Source organism: Limimaricola variabilis, assembly GCF_014195545.1.
In the GTDB taxonomy this organism is placed as follows: domain Bacteria; phylum Pseudomonadota; class Alphaproteobacteria; order Rhodobacterales; family Rhodobacteraceae; genus Limimaricola; species Limimaricola variabilis.
On record NZ_JACIBX010000001.1, the window covers coordinates 361,864 to 380,060 of the forward strand.

General features: G+C 67.8%; 18 protein-coding genes. 9 read left to right on the forward strand and 9 right to left on the reverse strand.

Going from position 1 to position 18,197, the window contains the following annotated elements:
• Positions 1-25 precede the first annotated feature (25 nt).
• The 3 genes from FHS00_RS01775 (at position 26) to FHS00_RS01785 (ending at position 2,645) form a co-directional block, all read left to right on the forward strand.
• The gene (locus FHS00_RS01775) at positions 26-919 is read left to right on the forward strand and encodes a PfkB family carbohydrate kinase (protein ID WP_183469281.1); all 894 of its coding nucleotides are present in this window, start codon (positions 26-28) and stop codon (positions 917-919) included.
• The gene (locus FHS00_RS01780) at positions 916-1,830 is read left to right on the forward strand and encodes a pseudouridine-5'-phosphate glycosidase (protein ID WP_183469283.1); all 915 of its coding nucleotides are present in this window, start codon (positions 916-918) and stop codon (positions 1,828-1,830) included. The genes FHS00_RS01775 and FHS00_RS01780 overlap by 4 nt, the downstream gene beginning before the upstream one ends.
• 92 nt (positions 1,831-1,922) lie before the next feature.
• Positions 1,923-2,645, forward strand: a complete 723-nt coding sequence (locus tag FHS00_RS01785; protein WP_322336948.1) for a DUF502 domain-containing protein — start codon at positions 1,923-1,925, stop codon at positions 2,643-2,645.
• Between the two features lie 6 nt (positions 2,646-2,651).
• On the opposite strand, the gene FHS00_RS01790 is transcribed toward FHS00_RS01785, so the two are convergent.
• Complete coding sequence (locus tag FHS00_RS01790) at positions 2,652-3,665, reverse strand: patatin-like phospholipase family protein (protein ID WP_183469285.1); 1,014 nt, start codon at positions 3,663-3,665, stop codon at positions 2,652-2,654.
• Positions 3,662-4,435, reverse strand: coding sequence for a 3-hydroxybutyrate dehydrogenase (locus tag FHS00_RS01795; RefSeq protein WP_183469287.1), 774 nt, complete (start codon positions 4,433-4,435; stop codon positions 3,662-3,664). Before FHS00_RS01795 ends, FHS00_RS01790 begins: the two co-directional genes overlap by 4 nt.
• Positions 4,436-4,790: 355 nt before the next feature.
• On the opposite strand from FHS00_RS01795, the gene FHS00_RS01800 reads away from it, so the two are divergent.
• The 3 genes from FHS00_RS01800 to FHS00_RS01805 all read left to right on the forward strand — a co-directional run bounded on the left by FHS00_RS01800 (position 4,791) and on the right by FHS00_RS01805 (position 7,231).
• Positions 4,791-6,668 (forward strand): extracellular solute-binding protein, encoded by a 1,878-nt coding sequence (locus tag FHS00_RS01800; RefSeq protein ID WP_183469289.1) that lies wholly within the window; start codon positions 4,791-4,793, stop codon positions 6,666-6,668.
• Positions 6,665-6,793 (forward strand): hypothetical protein, encoded by a 129-nt coding sequence (locus FHS00_RS17840; protein WP_281372244.1) that lies wholly within the window; start codon positions 6,665-6,667, stop codon positions 6,791-6,793. The genes FHS00_RS01800 and FHS00_RS17840 overlap by 4 nt, the downstream gene beginning before the upstream one ends.
• A gap of 102 nt (positions 6,794-6,895) precedes the next feature.
• On the forward strand, positions 6,896-7,231 hold the full coding sequence (locus FHS00_RS01805) for a hypothetical protein (RefSeq protein ID WP_183469290.1): 336 nt from the start codon (positions 6,896-6,898) through the stop codon (positions 7,229-7,231).
• Between the two features lie 4 nt (positions 7,232-7,235).
• Here the strand turns inward: FHS00_RS01805 and FHS00_RS01810 are convergent, their stop codons facing one another.
• Positions 7,236-7,865, reverse strand: a complete 630-nt coding sequence (locus FHS00_RS01810) for a helix-turn-helix domain-containing protein (protein WP_183469291.1) — start codon at positions 7,863-7,865, stop codon at positions 7,236-7,238.
• Positions 7,866-7,966: 101 nt separating this feature from the next.
• Here FHS00_RS01810 and FHS00_RS01815 point away from each other — a divergent pair, with 101 nt between their 5' ends.
• On the forward strand, positions 7,967-8,608 hold the full coding sequence (locus FHS00_RS01815) for a DsbA family oxidoreductase (protein WP_183469292.1): 642 nt from the start codon (positions 7,967-7,969) through the stop codon (positions 8,606-8,608).
• Here FHS00_RS01815 and FHS00_RS01820 read toward each other — a convergent pair.
• From FHS00_RS01820 to FHS00_RS01840, 5 genes are read right to left on the reverse strand one after another with little or no spacing between them, the layout of a single operon-like run.
• Positions 8,605-10,017 (reverse strand): ArnT family glycosyltransferase, encoded by a 1,413-nt coding sequence (locus FHS00_RS01820; protein ID WP_183469293.1) that lies wholly within the window; start codon positions 10,015-10,017, stop codon positions 8,605-8,607. The genes FHS00_RS01815 and FHS00_RS01820 overlap by 4 nt on opposite strands.
• Positions 10,007-10,327, reverse strand: a complete 321-nt coding sequence (locus FHS00_RS01825) for a lipid-A-disaccharide synthase N-terminal domain-containing protein (protein ID WP_183469294.1) — start codon at positions 10,325-10,327, stop codon at positions 10,007-10,009. The genes FHS00_RS01820 and FHS00_RS01825 overlap by 11 nt, the downstream gene beginning before the upstream one ends.
• The gene (locus FHS00_RS01830) at positions 10,324-11,070 is read right to left on the reverse strand and encodes a glycosyltransferase family 2 protein (RefSeq protein WP_183469295.1); all 747 of its coding nucleotides are present in this window, start codon (positions 11,068-11,070) and stop codon (positions 10,324-10,326) included. The genes FHS00_RS01825 and FHS00_RS01830 overlap by 4 nt, the downstream gene beginning before the upstream one ends.
• Positions 11,067-14,531: a transcription-repair coupling factor gene (gene mfd / locus FHS00_RS01835; RefSeq protein WP_183469296.1), complete on the reverse strand. Its 3,465-nt coding sequence runs from the start codon at positions 14,529-14,531 to the stop codon at positions 11,067-11,069. The genes FHS00_RS01830 and mfd overlap by 4 nt, the downstream gene beginning before the upstream one ends.
• A gap of 47 nt (positions 14,532-14,578) precedes the next feature.
• Complete coding sequence (locus tag FHS00_RS01840; RefSeq protein ID WP_221188673.1) at positions 14,579-15,115, reverse strand: component of SufBCD complex; 537 nt, start codon at positions 15,113-15,115, stop codon at positions 14,579-14,581.
• Between the two features lie 121 nt (positions 15,116-15,236).
• Here FHS00_RS01840 and hemB point away from each other — a divergent pair, with 121 nt between their 5' ends.
• Together hemB and FHS00_RS01850 are read left to right on the forward strand one after the other, a co-directional pair.
• Positions 15,237-16,235 (forward strand): porphobilinogen synthase, encoded by a 999-nt coding sequence (hemB, locus tag FHS00_RS01845; protein ID WP_183469732.1) that lies wholly within the window; start codon positions 15,237-15,239, stop codon positions 16,233-16,235.
• 130 nt (positions 16,236-16,365) lie between these two features.
• Positions 16,366-16,923 carry a lipid-binding SYLF domain-containing protein gene (locus FHS00_RS01850; protein ID WP_183469300.1) on the forward strand — a complete coding sequence of 186 codons (558 nt, stop codon included), beginning with the start codon at positions 16,366-16,368 and terminating at the stop codon, positions 16,921-16,923.
• Here FHS00_RS01850 and FHS00_RS01855 read toward each other — a convergent pair.
• Positions 16,913-18,181, reverse strand: a complete 1,269-nt coding sequence (locus tag FHS00_RS01855; RefSeq protein ID WP_183469302.1) for a DUF2254 domain-containing protein — start codon at positions 18,179-18,181, stop codon at positions 16,913-16,915. The two genes, FHS00_RS01850 and FHS00_RS01855, sit on opposite strands and share 11 nt — an antisense overlap.
• Positions 18,182-18,197: the final 16 nt, after the last annotated feature.

The window sequence follows — 18,197 nt, forward strand, 5'->3', positions numbered from 1 at the left end:
GCGGGGCTGCGGCAGGACGGAAGCCATGAAACAGACTTCCGAAATCCTCTGCATCGGCTCCGTTCTATGGGACGTGATCGGCCGTACCGCCAGCCACATGCGCGTCGGCTCCGACGTGCCGGGCCGCATCCACCGCCTGCCCGGCGGCGTCGCCATGAACATCGCCATGACACTGGTGCGTTTCGGGCTTCGGCCGGTGCTGCTGAGCGCCGTGGGCCGCGATGCGGAAGGCGACGAGTTGGTCGCCGAGGCGGGCCGGATGGGCATGGAGACCGCCCATCTCTATCGCTCCGACGACCTGCCGACCGACATCTACATGGCGATCGAGGGCGCCAACGGGCTGATCGCCGCGATCGCCGACGCGCATTCGCTCGAACAGGCAGGTGACAAGATCCTGCGCCCCCTGGCCGATGGCCGCCTCGGGACGCCCGGCGCCCCCTGGGAGGGGCTGGTCGCGCTCGACGGCAACCTGACCGTCGAGCTGCTGGGCCAGATCGCGGAATCCGACCTGTTCGCCCGCGCCGATCTGCGCGTGGCCCCCGCCAGCCCCGGCAAGGCCGAGCGGCTGCTGGCCCTGATGGGTCACCCTTCGGCGACGCTCTACGTCAACCTCGAAGAAGCCGGCCTGCTCTGCCACGCGACCTTCGAGTCCTCCGAGGCGGCGGCGCGTGCACTGGTCACGCGCGGCGCGCATCGCGCGCTGGTCACCGATGGCGGCCGCGCCGCGACCGTGGCCACGCAGGACAGCTGCTTCACCCAGACCCCGCCAGAGGTGCTAGTCACGCGTGTCACCGGTGCCGGCGACACCTTCATGGCGGCGCATATCGCCTCCGAGGCCGAGGGCATGGACCCGAACGCCGCGCTGCGCCGGGCGCTCGTCGCCGCCGCCACCTATGTATCCGGAGACAACCCGCTGTGATCGAGATCGAATACTCCCCCGAAGTCGCGCAAGCCCGCGCCGAGGGTGCCCCCATCGTCGCGCTTGAAAGCACGATCATCACCCACGGCATGCCGTTCCCGCAAAACGTCGAGACCGCGCGCCGGGTGGAGGCCGAAATCCGCGCCCATGGCGGGGTGCCCGCGACCATCGCCGTGCTGGGCGGCCGGCTGCATGTCGGCCTCACCGAAGCGCAGCTCGACCGCCTCGGGCAGGCCAGCGACGTGGCCAAGCTGTCGCGGGCCGACTTCGCGGCCTGCCTCGCGCGTGGCGGTGATGGCGCCACGACGGTCGCCGCCACGATGATCGCCGCGCGGTTGACGGGCATCGAGGTGTTCGCGACCGGCGGCATCGGCGGCGTGCATCGCGGCGCGGAGACGAGCTTCGACATCTCCGCCGACCTGCACGAGCTGGCGAAGACCCCGGTGACGGTGGTCGCGGCGGGCGCCAAGGCCATTCTCGACCTGCCCAAGACCTTCGAGGTGCTCGAGACGCTGGGCGTGCCGGTGATTGCCTATGGCCAGGACGTGCTGCCGGCCTTCTGGTCAGCGACCTCCGAGATGCCGGCCCCGTTGCGGATGAACAGTGCCGCCGAGATCGCGGCCGCGATGCGGATGCGCGCCGCGATGGGCCTTGACGGTGGCCAGCTCGTCGCCAACCCGATCCCGGCCGAGGCCGAGATCCCCGCCGAGGAGCTGCGCCCGGTGATCGAGCAGGCGCTCGCCGAGGCCGAGGCACAGGGCATCGCGGCCAAGGCGGTGACGCCCTTCCTGCTGGGCCGGATCTTCGAGCTGACCGAGGGCCGCTCGCTCGATGCCAATATCGCGCTTGTTCTCAACAACGCGCGGCTTGGCGCCGCCATCGCGGTTGAATTGAGCACCATGCGACGCTGAACCGCCTTGCTGCGCGCGCCGCCCATTGCCGGGGCGTGCGCGGCCCCCTAGATAGGCAGGAGCCCCGACGCGCGCCGAAGGACGAGCCGCCAGTGACCCGCCCGCCGATCCTGCCGCCCGCCCATGGCGAGCCCCCTCGCCGCCGCCATCTGCTGGGCCTGCTGCGCAACAACTTCATCGCTGGCGTGGTCGTGATCGCGCCGATTGGCCTGACCGTCTGGCTGATCTGGACGCTGGTCGGCTGGATCGACAGCTGGGTGCTGCCCTTCGTGCCCGACCGCTTCAATCCCGAACAGTATATCGGGATCAACCTGCGCGGCGTCGGCGTCATCTTCTTTATCCTGTTCACCTTCCTGGTCGGTGCGTTGGCCAAGGGGTTCGTCGGGCGCAGCCTGATCCGCCTTGGCGAAGGCCTCGTCGGGCGGATGCCGGTCGTGCGCTCGGTCTATTCCGGGCTCAAGCAGATCGCCGAGACGGTGTTTGCCCAGACCGAGACCAGCTTCGACCAGGCCTGCCTGATCGAATATCCGCGCAAGGGGCTCTGGGCGCTGGCCTTCATCTCGACCAAGGCCAAGGGCGAGGTGGCGCGCAAGCTGCCGCCCGAGGGCGACATCGTCACGGTGTTCCTGCCCACGACGCCGAACCCGACCTCCGGCTTCCTGCTGTTCCTGCCGCGTGCCGACGTGATCATCCTCGACATGAAGGTCGAGGACGCGGCCAAGCTGGTGATCTCGGCCGGGTTAGTGACGCCGCCGGACCGGACGCGACCCTCCGATCAGGGCGCACCCACGCTGGTCACCGGCACCGGGCGCTGAGCCGCCTCAGGCGAACATCGCCCGCAGATCCACCGTATCCCGGCGTCCGATATCGTCCTTGTGGGTGGCGAGGAACCGGTCCATCGCGGTTTCGCCGGCATCACGCAGCCGCGCCAGGATCACCGGTGCCGGGATCGTCTTGGTCGCAACGTTGAGGTCGTTCATCAGCGCGTCGTCGCCCACCATGTGGATCAGCACCCGCTTCATCGTCCCTTCGGGCAGCGCATGCCCAGCGAGCAGGCGGCGCACGAAATCCACCGCCCGCAATTCGCGCAGCAGCGATGAATTGAAGCTGATCTCGTTGATGCGGTTTTGGATCGCGGCACCGTCCTCGGGCACTTCCTCGCGGTAGAGCGGGTTGATGTTCACGATCAGAACATCGTCCGGCAACGCCTTGTCATACAACGGAAACAGCGCCGGGTTACCGGTGTAGCCGCCGTCCCAATACGCCTCGCCGTCGATCTCCACCGCGCGGAACATCGTCGGCAGGCAGGCCGAGGCCAGCACGGCGCGCGGCCCCAGATCCGCACCCGAGAAGACACGGATCTTGCCGCTGCGTACATTCGTGGCACCGACGAAAAGCCGCGGTCCCGGCGCGGCACGCACCGCCTCGAAATCTATCTCGCGCAGGATCCGCTCCAGCGGATTGCGCAGCAGCGGGCCGTAGGCATAGGGCGAGAGCATCCGGCGGGTCATGTCGAAGGCGGCGAAGGCGGGCGACCATTCGATCGCCCGTGCCAGCGCCGGGGCGGTGGGCGCTAGCGCCGAGATCCAATCCGACCAGCGCGCATCCGTCACCGCGCCGATCCGGCCCCAGAACCGGGCCAGTTCGGCCCGCGCGCCCTCGCGCCCGCCCGCCACCAGACCGGCCTTGAGCGCGACCGCGTTCATCGCCCCGGCCGAGGTGCCCGAGATCGCCGCGATCTCGATATCCTCCTCGCAGAGCAGCCGGTCGAGCGCGCCCCAGGTGAAGGCGCCATGCGCGCCGCCGCCCTGAAGCGCGAGGTTGATCCGGATCACAGCGCCGTCCAGCCGCCATCGACGCTGATGGTGGTTCCGGTGATCTGCGCCGCGGCGTCCGAGCACAGAAAAGCGCAGGTGCCGCCGAGCTGCTCCGTGGTGGCGAACTCCTTGGAGGGCTGGCGCTCGAGCATGACCTTCTCGATCACCTCGTCGCGGTCCATGCCGTATTTCTTCATGGTGTCGGGGATCTGCTCTTCGACCAGCGGCGTCAGCACGTAGCCAGGGCAGATCGCGTTGGCGGTGATCGGCTCGCGCGCCGTCTCGAGCGCGGTGACCTTGGTGAAGCCGACGATGCCGTGCTTGGCGGCGACATAGGCTCCCTTGTAGGGCGAGGCCGTGAGGCCGTGGGCGCTGGCGATGTTGATCACCCGGCCCCAGCCGGCCTTGCGCATCATCGGCAGCGCCACGGCCGTGGTGTGAAACGCCGATGTCAGGTTGATCGCGATGATCGCGTCCCACTTGGCGGCGGGGAATTCCTCGATCGGCGCGACGTGCTGGATCCCGGCATTGTTGACAAGGATTTCGCAGCGCCCCGCCTGCTCGATCAGCTGCCGCGCAGCAGCGCCATCGGACATGTCGGCGGCGATATAGCGTGCCGTCACCCCATGCGCATCGGCGATCTCCTGCGCAAGCGCATGATCCTCCGCGCGGTCGGTGAATGAATTGAGGACCACGTCGGCGCCGGCCCGCGCCAGCTCACGCGCGATTCCCAACCCGATTCCCGAGTTCGATCCGGTGATGATCGCGGTCTTGCCTCGAAGCTGCATGATCGGTCTTCCCTGTGCTGCATCCTGCCCCGATACTGGCGCGCCCATCGAGAAAAGCGAGGGGCAATCGAAGATAACCCCTTGATAAGGACGCCTTGTGTCGATAGCGCGCAAGAGCGCGTCAACCCGTGCCCGATCCCCGTCACATGCCAAAAAAAACGCCCGCACTAGGCGGGCGTTGAGTTATGAGGCAGGTTTCATACAGGCAAGAAACCTATCGAGCAGTGACTCCCTTATAAGCCTTTCGCCGCCATCGTCCAAGCTAAAAGTTTGATAAAGATCAGGGGGGGCTATACGGTCTTCTTCAACTACAAGTCTGGTCAGAAAACCGAACCGACAGGGGGTTTCCAACACGATGACGGCAACTATCTTCAAGCGCTTGGGCGGCGGCACGCTCGCCCTGCTACTCTCCTCTGGGGCGAGTTTCGCCGAGCCGGCACACGGCATTGCAATGTATGGAGAACCGGCGCTCCCCGAGGGCTTTACCGCCCTTCCCTATGCCAATCCCGAGGCGCCGACCGGCGGCCGGATGGCCACCGCGGAGGTCGGCGGCTTCGACAGCCTCAACCCCTACATCCTGAAGGGCTCGGTACCATGGCAGCTGAGCTACCTGATCGGCGAAAGCCTGATGGGCCGCTCGCTCGATGAGCCGTTCACCCTTTACGGCCTGCTGGCCGAATCGATCGAGACCGCACCCGACCGGTCCTGGGTCGAATTCACGCTGAATCCCGAGGCGAAGTTCTCCGACGGCAGCTCGGTCACGGTCGAGGACGTGATCTGGTCCTTCGAGACGCTCGGCACCGAGGGTCACCCCCGCTATCTCGGCTTCTGGGAGAAGGTCGAGAGCATCGAGGAGACCGGCGAGCGCAAGGTGCGTCTCACCTTCAACACCGATGACCGCGAGCTGGCGCTGCTCGCCGGCCTGCGGCCGATCCTTAAGAAGGCCCAGTGGGAGGGCAAGGACTTCGCCGAGAGCGGGCTCGACACCATCCCGATCACCTCGGCGCCCTATGTGATCGAGGATTTCGAGGCCGGTCGCTCGATCACGCTCAAGCGTGACGAGGACTACTGGGGTGCCGACATCCCGTTCCGCCGCGGCACCGCCAATCTCGACGTGATCCAGCTCGAGTTCTTCGGCGACGAAACGGCGGCCTTCGAGGCCTTCAAGACCGGCGAGACCAACTTCACCCGCGAGTTCAACGTCGCCCGCTGGGAGAGCCAATACGACTTCCCGCGGGTCCGTTCGGGCGAGGTGGTGCTCGAGGAGCTGCCGCATGGCCGCCCGACCGGCATGACCGGCTTCGTGATGAACACCCGCCGCCCGGTCTTCCAGGACTGGCGCGTGCGCCAGGCGATGATCGAGGCGTTCAACTTTGAGTTCATCAACGAGGCGATGACCGGCGGCGCGCAGCCGCGCATCACCTCCTATTTCTCGAACTCGCCGCTCGGCATGGACGAAGGCCCGGCCGAAGGCCGCGTGAAGGAGTTCCTGGAGCGCTGGTCCGACGACCTGCCCGAGGGCGCGATCGAGGGTTACGCTCTGCCCGTTTCCGACGGCACCGAGCGCAACCGCAAGGGCACGGCCGCCGCGCTGGCGCTGCTGTCCAGCGCCGGCTGGGTGATCCAGGACGGCGTGCTCACCAACGAGCAGACCGGCAAGCCCTTCGCCTTCGACATCCTGCTCGAGACCGGCAGCTCCGAGAACGCGTCGATCATCGACATGTATGTGCAGGCGCTCGAGCGGATCGGCATCACGCCGACCATCAGCACCGTCGACAGCGCCCAGTACAAGGAACGCACCGACGCCTACGACTTCGACATGACCTACTTCCGGCGCGGCCTGTCGCTCAGCCCCGGCAACGAGCAGTACTCCTACTGGGGTGCCGACTTTGCCGAGACGCCGGGTGGCCGCAACCTGATGGGCGTGAAGAGCCCCGCGGTGGACGGGCTGATCGACCTGTTGCTCACCTCCGAGAGCCAGGACGACTTCGTCGCCGCGACCAAGGCGCTCGACCGGGTGCTGACGGCGGGGCGCTACGTGATCCCGATCTACCAGTGGAACATCAGCCGCATCGCCTATGACGCCGACCTGCATCACCCGGAAGAGATCCCGGTCTTCGGCGACTGGCCGGGCTGGCAGCCCGACGTCTGGTGGCACGAGGAGGTCGCTGAGGGTGAAACGGCGGCCAGCGAAGAGGCCGGCGGCGAATCCGGCACGGAGACCGCTCAGTGAGGCGCGCCGCGCTGATCCTGATCGCGCTGGCGCTGGTGGCGGGCTGCACGCCCGTGCGCGTCGTCGGCGACGCAGCGGTCGGCACGGCGCAGCTCGGCCTCGGCGCGGTCGATCTCGTGCTCTGATCGGGCCACTGCGCCTGGCCCATTGAAGGGGGCGGACCGGAACCCGGTCCGCCCCCTTTCCGTTGCCGGAGCAAGACATCGGGCAGCATGAGGAGACCCGCGATGAAATGGAGCCACGTGGCCAAGCACTGGCACGCATTCGTGCCCAACATCCTGACGGAATGGCCGGATCTGGACGCCGACGAGGTGGAGGCCACCGAAGGCGAGCTGGGTCCTTTCCTCGACCATCTATGCGAAGTGACCGGGATGAGCCGCGAGGACGCGCGCGACGAGGTCTCCGAGTGGCTCGAAGGGACCGACCCCGCCGACGCGATGATGGACGAGACCCGCGACAACGAACGGATCATCGCCTCGGCCCGCTCGATACACCCGTCGGAGGATGTCTACAGCGACGATGCGGCCTTCGGCGACGACGACAGCAAGGAAGAGCGCGACTGAGCCGTCAGTCGAGCGAGGTGACCCACAGGATGGTGGCATCCTCCGGGCTGGTCGAGATCACGTTGTGTCCCATCGCGGCGTCGTAATAGGCGCTGTCGCCACGCTTCATCTCGACCGGCTCGTAGAATTCGGTGAGCAGCCGGATCGTGCCGGTGAGCACGTAGAGAAATTCCTCGCCGTCATGGCGCACCCAGCCGTCGAACTCTTCGAAGGCGCGGGCCCTGACACGGGCCCGATAGGGCAGCATCTTCTTGACCTTCAGCCCCTCGGCCAGAAGCTCGTGCTCGTAGGTGGCGGTGATCTGGCCCTTCCCTTCGCCCGCCCGCGTGGCGACCATCCGTCCCAGCACCTGATCGCGACGCGGCGGCGTGAAGAGCTGCGGCACCGTGATGCCGAGGCCCTGCGCCAGCTTCTTGAGCGCGTCATAGGTTGGCGACATCTGGCCGTTCTCGATCTTCGAGAGGGTCGACCTGGCCAGCCCTGCGCGGTTCGCCGCCTGCTCCAGGGTCCAGCCCTGCGCGCGGCGCAGATCGCGCACCCGCGCCCCGAGATCGAGCGGCGGCGCGGTTTCCTGCGCGCCGTTCTCGCGAGCAATCCGGACGAGCGAACCGGGACGGGGATCAGAGGTGGTCATGGGGCCAGCCATACGATGGCGACGCCGAGACTTGCAACATCGGCGCGCAGCGCGTAGCCCTCGGGCCCTGTTCCGCAGGCCAAGCGCAAGGACCCGCCCCCATGGTGAAGCTCGACATCCTCTCCGACCCGATCTGCCCCTGGTGCTGGATCGGCAAGGCCGGTCTTGATGCCGCGATGGCGGAGCAGCCCGACCATCCCTTCACCGTCGAATGGCATCCGTTTCAGCTCAACCCCGACATGCCGCGCGAAGGCCTGGATCGGCGCACCTATCTGGAGGCCAAGTTCGGCGGCCGCGAGGGCGCCGCGCGCGCCTATGCGCCAGTCGTGGAGCGCGCGGCCGAGGCCGGGCTCGATCTGCATCTCGACCGTATCGCCACCACGCCCAACACGCTCGACGCGCACCGGCTGATCCATTGGGCCGGTATCGAGGGGCGCCAGACGGCGGCCGTCAGCGCGCTGTTCAAGGCCTATTTCACCGATGGCCGCGACATCGGCGACCGCGACGTGCTAGCCGATATCGCCGACGCGATCGAGATGGACGCCTCGGTGGTGCGCCGCCTGCTCTCCAGCGACGCCGATCTCGACGGCATCCGCCAACGCGACGCGCATAGCCGCGAGATGGGCGTGACCGGGGTCCCGACCTTCATCGTGGCCCAGCAGCACGCCGTGCCCGGTGCCCAGAGCAAGGAGATGTGGCTCAAGGTAATCGAGGATATCCGCGCGCAGATTGCCGCCGGCTAACGGCTGAGAGCGATGTCGAAGCGCGTGGTGCGGAAGCCCCGGTCGAGCTCGATCGCTTGGGTATCCTCGGCCATGCGTCCCCGCTCCTGCGCGAGCCCTTCGGCCGTGGGATCGGTATCGCGCACCGGCATGGTGATCCAGAGCAGCGCCCCCCCCGGCAGGTCGTTGGGCCCGGACAGATCCTGCAGGTAGAGGATCTCCCGCTCCCGCAGGAACAGCGGCAGGATCCCGGCCATGCGGATCTCGTTGGTGACCACCGGCGTGCCCTCAGGGGCGGCATTCTGCAGCGTGCCGGCCACCTGCGCGTAGTCGAGGCCGCGCCAACCCGGATCGACCCGTCCCTCGTAGAAGAGCAGCGCCGCCACCGACAGCCAGACCGCCCCGAGGCCGAGTTCGAACCGCCGCGTCCCGCGCGGAGACATCACCGGCGCCAGTCGCAGCAGCACCAGCGGCGCGGCGAGATAGGCCAGCGGCAGCAGCCAGTGGTTCTGCATCCGCGTCGAGCCGCTCACCAGCATGGCGAGGAGCATCAGCCCGATCCCGGCTCCGAGCACGCGCCACAGGAACCGGTCGAGCGGCGGCATCGGCGGGCGGGACCGGCCCCGCATCCGCCGGGCCATTACGCCGGTCACCAGCGCGAGCAGTCCCAGCACCGCGCCCAGTGTCACGATCATGGCGACCACCGCCGCCACCGGTGCCGGTAGCGCGCCCTGCACCTCGAAGCCGAGCTTGCCGAAGGTGCCCGTCGCCCGGTCGAAATGCGCCAGCGTCCAGAGCGCCGGCCCGGCCACGAGGGCCGCGGCGATGACGACGGCCAACCCCACGCCGCGCCGCGACAGGCTCCGCGTCCGGCCGTCCCAGACCACCGCGACGAGAAGCGTCGCCGGGACCATGAGGTAGTTCCACTTCGACAGCATGCCGAGACCGAGCGCGAGGCCGAGCGCGACCCAGTCGCGCCAGCGGCCATTCTGGAGCGCGCGCCACAGCAGCCAAGTCGCGAGGATGGTCAGTCCGAGGGTCAGCACCGAATGGGTCAGCGCCCGCTGCGAACGCCACAGCACGTCCGGCAACAGCGCTAAGCCGGCCACGCCAAGCCCGGCCAAAGCCGGCGGATGCGCCTCGCGCAGCAGCCCGTAGAGCGCGCAGCCCACCAGCGCCAGCGTGGCGGCCTTGAGCAGGCCGACCGCAAACACTGTCTCGCCGATCAGTTGGAACAGCCCCCACTGAAGCCAGAAATACAACGGTGGCTGCGCGTCATAACCCAACCGCAGGTCGCGTGCGTAATAGAACGCTTCGGCCTCGTCATAGGAAAACCCGGCACCGTAGAATGGGCGCAAAACGGCGCCCAGCAAGGCATAGCCGAGGATCAGTCCGATCCAGACGAGATCGGCACGACGCTCAGCCCTCATGCCCTGGCTCGCCGGCGCGGCGTTCGCTCCAGATGAAGTAGATGTTTCGCGCATAAACCAGCAATCCGAAGGCCTGGCCGAGAATGAAGACCGGGTCCTGGCGGTAGATGGCATAGGCCAGAAGCATCGCGCCCCCGGCGAAGGAGAAGTACCAGAAGGCCTCGGGCACGATCGACCGGCGGACTCGCTCGCTGGCGATCCATTGCACGAGAAAGCGCGCCGAAAACATCGCCTGGGCGAGGAAACCGACCGTCAGCCAGACGATTTCGGCCCATCCGGTGCGGGCGATCCAGTCGCTGAACATGGTCATTCGAGCTCCTCGGAGTGAACCGGCCGGGCCCGCGACATCAGCCAACGCACCCCCAGCATGTCTGGCACGCCCTGCAGGCCGCGCTTCCAGTTGGTGTAATTTGACGCGCCGTGCTGGCGCGCGCGGTCGCCGATCGGCACATAGGCCGTGCTCGCGCCATGCGCCTTGAACAGCGCAGGCAGGTAGCGGTGCTGGCCGTGAAAGAACGGCAGCGCGAGATGACGGTCGCGCTCGAACACCTTCAATCCGCAGCCGGTGTCGGGGCAGTCGTCACCCAGCAGACGGCGGCGCAACGCGTTGGCGAGTTTCGAGGCGGTCCGCTTCGACCAGGTGTCGCGCCGTTTGGCGCGAACGCCCCCGACCAGCTGCGGCCCGGCGGGGTCATAGGCCGCGACCAGAGCCGGGATGTCACCGGGCGGGTTCTGACCGTCACCGTCAAGCGTCGCGATCAGCGGATGACGCGCGGCCATGACACCGGTACGGACGCTAGCGCTCTGGCCGGCATTGCTGAGGTGCCTTAACACCCGCAGCCGCGGCTCGCGATCGCGCAACTCGAGCAGTCGCGCCACGCTGTCGTCCCGGGAATGGTCGTCGACGACGATCACCTCGCCCAGCAGGTCGCGCGGCAAAAGATCGAAGGCTTCCTGCACCAGTGCCTCGATATTTCCGGCCTCGTTATAGCACGGAATAACAAGGCTGATCAGGCGCTTGCCTGCCGATGTTGATGTAGGTGCCTCGCTCATGCCTCGGCCTTCGCCTTCTTGGCGGCCTTCACTTTTTCGGCCAGCTCGCGGGCGATGCCGAAGGCGCCGCGGATCTTGTCGGCTTCCTTCGACCAGTCGCGCATCACGACGATCTTGTTGTCCTTCACCTTGGCCTGGCCCTTCTGGTCCTGGATGAATTCGACCAGCCCCTCGGGCGAGACGAACTTGTCATTGTGGAAGCGGATGGTCGCGCCCTTGGGACCGCCATCGAGCTGGCTGATCCCGGCCTTGAGGCACATCGCCTTGATCCGGACCACCAGCATAAGCGTGTTGACCTCCTTGGGCAGCGGCCCGAAGCGGTCGATGAGCTCGGCGGCAAAGCCCTCCAGCTCCACCTTGGTGGTCAGCTCGGACAGGCGACGGTAGAGACCCAGCCGCACGTCGAGGTCGGGTACGTATTCCTCGGGGATCAGCACCGGCACGCCGAGATTGATCTGCGGTGCCCACTGCCCCTCATCCTCGGAAAGCCCTTCGGCCTCACCCGAACGGATCTTGGCAATCTGCTCCTCCAGCATCTGCTGGTAAAGTTCGAAGCCAACCTCGCGCATCTGGCCCGACTGCTCCTCACCGAGAAGGTTGCCCGCACCACGGATGTCGAGGTCCTGGCTGGCCAGCGTGAAGCCAGCGCCAAGCGAGTCGATGCTGCCCAGCACCCGCAGCCGCTTTTCGGCGCCGGGCGTCAGCGGCGCACGCGGCTTGGTGGTGAGATAGGCATAGGCGCGGGTCTTGGAGCGCCCGACCCGGCCGCGGATCTGGTAGAGCTGCGCCAGACCGAACATGTCGGCACGATGCACAATCATCGTGTTGGCAGTCGGGATGTCGAGACCCGATTCCACGATGGTGGTCGCGAGCAGCACGTCATAGCGGCCGTCGTAGAAGGCGTTCATCCGCTCGTCGAGTTCTCCCGCCGCCATCTGACCATGCGCCACGACATAGGAAATCTCGGGCACCTCGGTCTTGAGGAACTCCTCGATCTCCGGCAGGTCGGCCACGCGCGGCACGACGAAGAAGCTCTGCCCACCCCGGTAGCGTTCGCGCAGAAGCGCCTCGCGCACGGTGACGGTGTCGAACTCGCTGACATAGGTGCGGATCGCGAGACGGTCGACCGGCGGCGTGCCGATGATCGACAGGTCGCGCACCCCGGTGAGCGACATCTGCAGCGTCCGCGGGATCGGCGTCGCGGTGAGCGTCAGCACGTGGACATCGGTCCTGAGCGCCTTGAGCCGCTCCTTGTGGTTGACGCCGAAATGCTGCTCCTCGTCGATGATGAGAAGGCCCAGATCGCGGAACTTCACGCTCTTGGCGAGCAGCGCATGGGTGCCCACGACGATGTCGACCTTGCCATCGGCGAGGCCGGCGCGGGTCTCGGACGCTTCCTTGGCGGAGACGAAGCGCGAAAGCGGACGGACATTGATCGGAAAGCCGCGGAAGCGTTCGGCAAAGTTCTTGTAGTGCTGGCGCGCGAGCAGCGTCGTCGGCGCGATGACGGCGACCTGTACGCCCGAGAGCGCGGCGACGAAGGCCGCGCGGATCGCCACCTCGGTCTTGCCGAAGCCGACATCGCCGCAGATCAGGCGGTCCATCGGATGGCCGCTCTCGAGATCGCTGAGAACGTCCTCGATCGCCTGCAGCTGGTCCTCGGTCTCGTCATAGGGGAAGCGGGCGAGGAACTGCTCCCAAATGCTGTCCTGCGGCTCCAGCCGCGGCGCAGTCCTGAGCGCGCGTTCGGCGGCGATCCGGATGAGGCGGTCGGCAGCCTGGCGGATACGCTCCTTGAGCTTGGCCTTCTTGGCCTGCCAGGCGCCGCCGCCCAGCTTGTCGAGCATCCCTTCCTCGTGGCCGAAGCGCGAGAGCAGTTCGATGTTCTCGACCGGGAGATAGAGCTTGGCGTTCTCGGCATATTCGAGAAGCAGGCATTCATGTGCCGCCCCGGCGGCGGTCACCACCTCGAGCCCGTGATAGCGGCCGACGCCGTGATCGACATGGACGACCAGATCGCCGGGGCTGAGGCTTTGCGCCTCGGTGAGGAAGTTGTCGGCCCGGCGCTTCTTGCGGGCGCGGCGGATCAACCGCTCGCCCAGCACGTCCTGCTCCGAGATCACGGTCAGGTCGTCGGTCTGGTAGCCATGCTCCAGCGGCCAGACCGCGAGATGCAGGCCGCGCTTGCCGACGCCGGCCCAGTCGCGCACATGGATCGTCTCGGTGAGGCCCTCGTCTTCGATCAGCCCCGAGAGCCGTTCGCGCGCACCCTCGGAATAGGAGGCGATGACCACCGGTCCGGCCTTCATGCGCTCCTTCACATGGCTCGCCAGCGCGGCGAAGAGGCTGATGTTCTCCTGCTGGCGTTCGGGCGAGAAATTGCGCCCGATCCGCCCGCCCGCATCGATCACGCCGGGGCCGGTGGCCTGTGGCAACGGCGCGAAGCGCAGCACGCGGCGGCCCTCGGTCGCGGCCATCCAAGCGTCATCGTCGAGATAGAGAAGCGCGGGAGGGGCGGGCTTGTAGACCGAATCCATCCGCCCCTTCTGCGCCAGCGCATGGCGGCGCGTCTCGTAGGCATCGGTGATCAGCGCCCAGCGGGCGTCGCGCTGCGGCGCGATCTGATCGTCGAGGGTCACCGGCGCACCGGGGAGATAGTCGAACAGCGTTTCGAGATCGTCCTGGAAGAAGCCGAGCCAATGCTCCATGCCCGCCTGCTTTCGCCCGGCCGTCACCGCCTCGTAGAGCGGATCGTCCGTGCCGGCGGCGCCGAACTCGATCCGGTAGGACTGGCGGAAGCGGGTGATCGCCGCCTCGTCGAGGATCACCTCGGAGACCGGCGCCAGCTCGATCCGGTCGAGCTTCTCGGTGGTGCGCTGGGTGGCCGGGTCGAAGCGGCGCGCCCCGTCGAGCACGTCGCCGAACATGTCGAGCCGGACCGGCCCGCCCTGCCCGGGCGCAAAGATGTCGATGATGCCGCCGCGGATCGCGTAATCGCCCGGCTCGGTCACAGTCGGACTCTGGGTGAAACCCATCCGCACGAGGAAATCCCTCAGCCCCGCCTCGTCGATCCGGTCGCCGACGCGGGCCGAGAAGGCCGCACCGCGCATGGTGGCGCGCGCGGGCACGCGCTGGGTCGCGGCGTTGAGCGTGGTCAGCAGGACATAACGCTCGGGCATGCCATGCAGCAGCCCCGCCAGCACCGCCATGCGGGCGGCCGAGATCTCGGGCGCGGGCGAGACGCGGTCATAGGGGAGACAATCCCAGGCCGGGAAGGTAACGACCGGCATGTCGGGCGCGTGGAACGCCAGGGCCGCGCGCATCGCCGCCATCCGTTTGTCGTCGCGGGCGACGTGGAGGACCGGGCCGGAGGCCTTATCCGCCTCCTTCAGGACCAGTGTCGCGTCGAAGCCCTCGGGCGCGCCCGAGACGGTGATCCTGCTGGGGTTCGTCTTTGCCATTGCGCTGACCTACCTTTCGCGCCGGTGCTGTCAAGCGCCCCGCGGGGTCAGAACCCCGGCGCCACCGAAAGGTTCTGGTACATGCCGAACATGGCGGTGACGAAGATCGACACCATGCCGATGAGCTGGACCCAGAACCGGTGCCGCGCCAGCCGCTTGCACAGTAGCTCGGCCTCGGGCCGCTCGCGAGCGATGCGCCGGGCCGTGGCGAAGCTCATCGCGCCCACCATGCTGAGCGGCAGAGCCAGCAGAGCGACCGCCTGCGCGAATTCGATACCGTACCAGAAACCCAAGAGAAGCAGGGACGACAGGATGAAGGCCACCACGCCGATCAGCCAACTGCCGGCGACGTGCCCGACATGCAGCAGCCGATTGACGTTGATCCGCACCAAGTCAACGAGGTCGCGCTCCGACTGGCCACCGAAGCGGCGCGCGCGCGCCACCATGTCGAAGGGGACACCGAGCACGCGGTGGCTGGCGCCGGACCAGATGAGTGCCAGCATGATCCAGAACCAGAGATTGGAGAAGGATCGCATGTCGATCACTTCGAAGAGAGTCTGGGTCAGTGTCACGGGGGGCGTCATCCGGGTCTTGGCGTTGCGCGCAGCCTAGAGCCGGGCCCTGCCGATGCCCAGCCTTGTAGGCTGCGGCAAACCGTGCCACCCCCGTGATGTGATATGAATGCCCCGCACGAAAGGCGTCGCCATGCAGCCCTATGCCGCCCCCTACCCGCTGTCCCGTCCGCGCCGGCTTCGCCGCAGCGCCGCGCTGCGCGCCATGACCCGCGAGACGGCGATGACGCCGGACAACCTAATCTGGCCGATCTTCCTGCAGGCCGGGCGCGACGAGGAGAGCGCCATCGCCTCGATGCCGGGCGTGTCGCGGCTGACCGTGGACCGCGCGGTGACGGCGGCGCGCGAGGCGCATGCTCTGGGCATCCCGGCGATGTGCCTGTTCCCCTATACCGGCCCCGAGAGCCGCACCGAGGACTGCGCCGAGGCATGGTCGGACGACAACCTGACCAACACCGCGATCCGGGCGATCAAGGATGCGGTGCCCGAGATGGCGCTGATGACCGACATCGCGCTCGACCCCTACAACGCTAACGGCCATGACGGCTTCGTCGTCGATGGCGAGATCGTCAATGACCCCACGGTCGAGGCGCTGGTCAAGATGGCGCTGGCGCAGGCTCGCGCCGGGGCCGACATCCTCGGCCCCTCCGACATGATGGATGGCCGGATCGGGGCGATCCGCGCCGCGCTCGAGGCCGAGGGTCACGGCCATGTCGCGATCCTGAGCTACGCCGCGAAGTTCGCGAGCGCCTTCTACGGCCCGTTCCGCGACGCGGTCGGGGCCTCCGGCGCGCTCAAGGGCGACAAGAAGACCTACCAGATCGACCCCGCCAATGCCGACGAGGCGCTGCGCATGGTCGGCCGCGACCTGTCCGAGGGCGCCGACATGGTGATGGTCAAGCCGGGGATGAGCTATCTCGACATCTGCACCCGCGTGAAGGACGCGTATGGCGTACCGACCTTCGCCTACCAGGTGTCGGGCGAATACGCGATGATCGAGGGTGCGGCGCGCCAGGGTTGGCTCGATGGCGACCGGGTGATGATGGAAAGCCTGCTGGCCTTCCGCCGGGCCGGTTGCGACGGTGTGCTGAGCTATTTCGCACCGCGTGCCGCGCGGCTGATGAACGGCTGATCATCGCGCGAAACCCGGCCGCCCGGTTTGCCCCTGCGCCATCGGCGGATGACAGGCCGGGCCGGCTGGCCTATGGTCACCCCGATCGCCCGGTCACAAGGGCGGCATGGATTGCATGAGGGGCAGCGACATGGACAAGACGACACGGCGGGGCCTCGTGCTCGGCCTGGGCGCCACCAGCCTGGTGGCGGCCTGCGGCAACGGTGTGGGCAGCGACGGCGCATCGCGCATCGACGCCCGCGTACAGAGCACGCTCGATCACATGTTCGACCAGTATCCGGGAACACGCGAGCTGGCGGCGCAGTCGCGCGGCATGCTGGTGATGCCGCTGGTCACCGAGGTCGGGCTCGGCCTGGGCGGCGCCTATGGGCGCGGCGCGCTCCTGGTGGGGCGCAGCGTGGTCGACTACTACTCGGCCACGACCGCGAGCGCCGGCTTCCAGATCGGCGCGCAGCAGTTCAGCCACGTGCTGTTCTTCATGACGGAGCAGGCGCTCTCGGACTTCCGCCGCGCCCCGGGCTGGGCGGCCGGCGCCGACATCGAATACGCGATCAACGATCGCGGCGAGATGCTCAAGGCCGAGACCACCACCTCGCTGTCGCCGGTCATCGCGGTGGTGTTCGCGCAAACCGGGCTGCGGGTCGGCGCGACGCTCGAAGGCACCAAGTACAGCCGGATCATTCCCTGATCCGGCCGCGCGCCGCGATCTCGGGCGCGGCGCGAGCCAGCCGGTCGCGGTCACGGTCGAACTCGAGCGCGGCGCGACCGCGCTCGAGCGCTTCATGCGCCATCTCGCGCGCCGCCGCTGCGATGCCGGTGTCGGGATGGGCCTGCAACGCGGTCAGGGTCTTGAGCATGGAGATCAGCACCTCGACCTGCGTGGCGCCATCGCGCGCCATCGCACCGAAGCCGTCCTGCATCAGATCGAGCGGATCGAGCGGCACGACCCAGAGCCGGTCATGGATCGGCGTATCGCGGCCATGCGCCATCTCGTCGCGAAACCCGCCGATGACACGGCCGATCCGGCCGATGACGTCGATCGCCGTCCCCGGATCGTTGATACCCGGCGACAGCGCCTTGCTGCCGACCTCGGACAGCATGATCAGGGCAAAGCGCGGATCCTGCTCGACGGTGCGCAGCTCGCCCATGTGGACCGCGCCCCGCACGGCCTCTTCGAGCGCCTCGCCGCCACCCTCGATGTGGGCGATGACCTCGCCGCGATGCACGAAGCGCCCGATCGGCGCGTCGAGATAGACCCGCCCGTCATGTTCCTCGGCCGCGGCCTGCAAGCTATCCTCGTAGATGGCCTGGATATAGGCCGTCCGCTTGGCCCGGATCGGGCGTGCGGTGCCAGGAATGTCCCCCGGTTTCAGCGCATGTCCACCGAGGCAGGGCCGTTCCATCCGTGCCTCGAAGGCACGAACCGCCTCGCGCTCGATCCGAACGGTGGTGTCGACGAGGCTGCCCAGCGCCTGCAGGTGGAGGATCCAGCGCAATATGACGACGACGATCAGCACCAGAACCGCCAGCGTCGCGAGATAGAGCGTCACGATCTCCTTCTCGCCGTAATAGGGGGTGGAGAGCAGGATGATCGCGGCCAGCGAATAGATATAGGCGCCGATGAAGGTGGCGAGCACGGTCTGCGTGGTGGTGTCGGCCAGCAGCATCCGATGCGCCCGCGGCGTCCAGCGCGACGAGGCCGATTGATGGACGCTGACCATCACCGACAGCGAGAAGGTGGTGACCGCCAGCATCGAGGTCGAGATGATGTCGAGCAACCGGTTCAGCGCGTCGGCCCCGATCGCCTCTGACAACCCGTCGGGGATCATCGGGCCGAACAGCTTGGCCGCACCCAGCGCCACGAAGGCCATGCCGGAAATCAGCGCCACGCGCACCCACAGGCGGCGGGACAGGCGGTGGATCTTGCGCAGGGTGGTGGCGAACATCGGCTCTCCGGCTTGT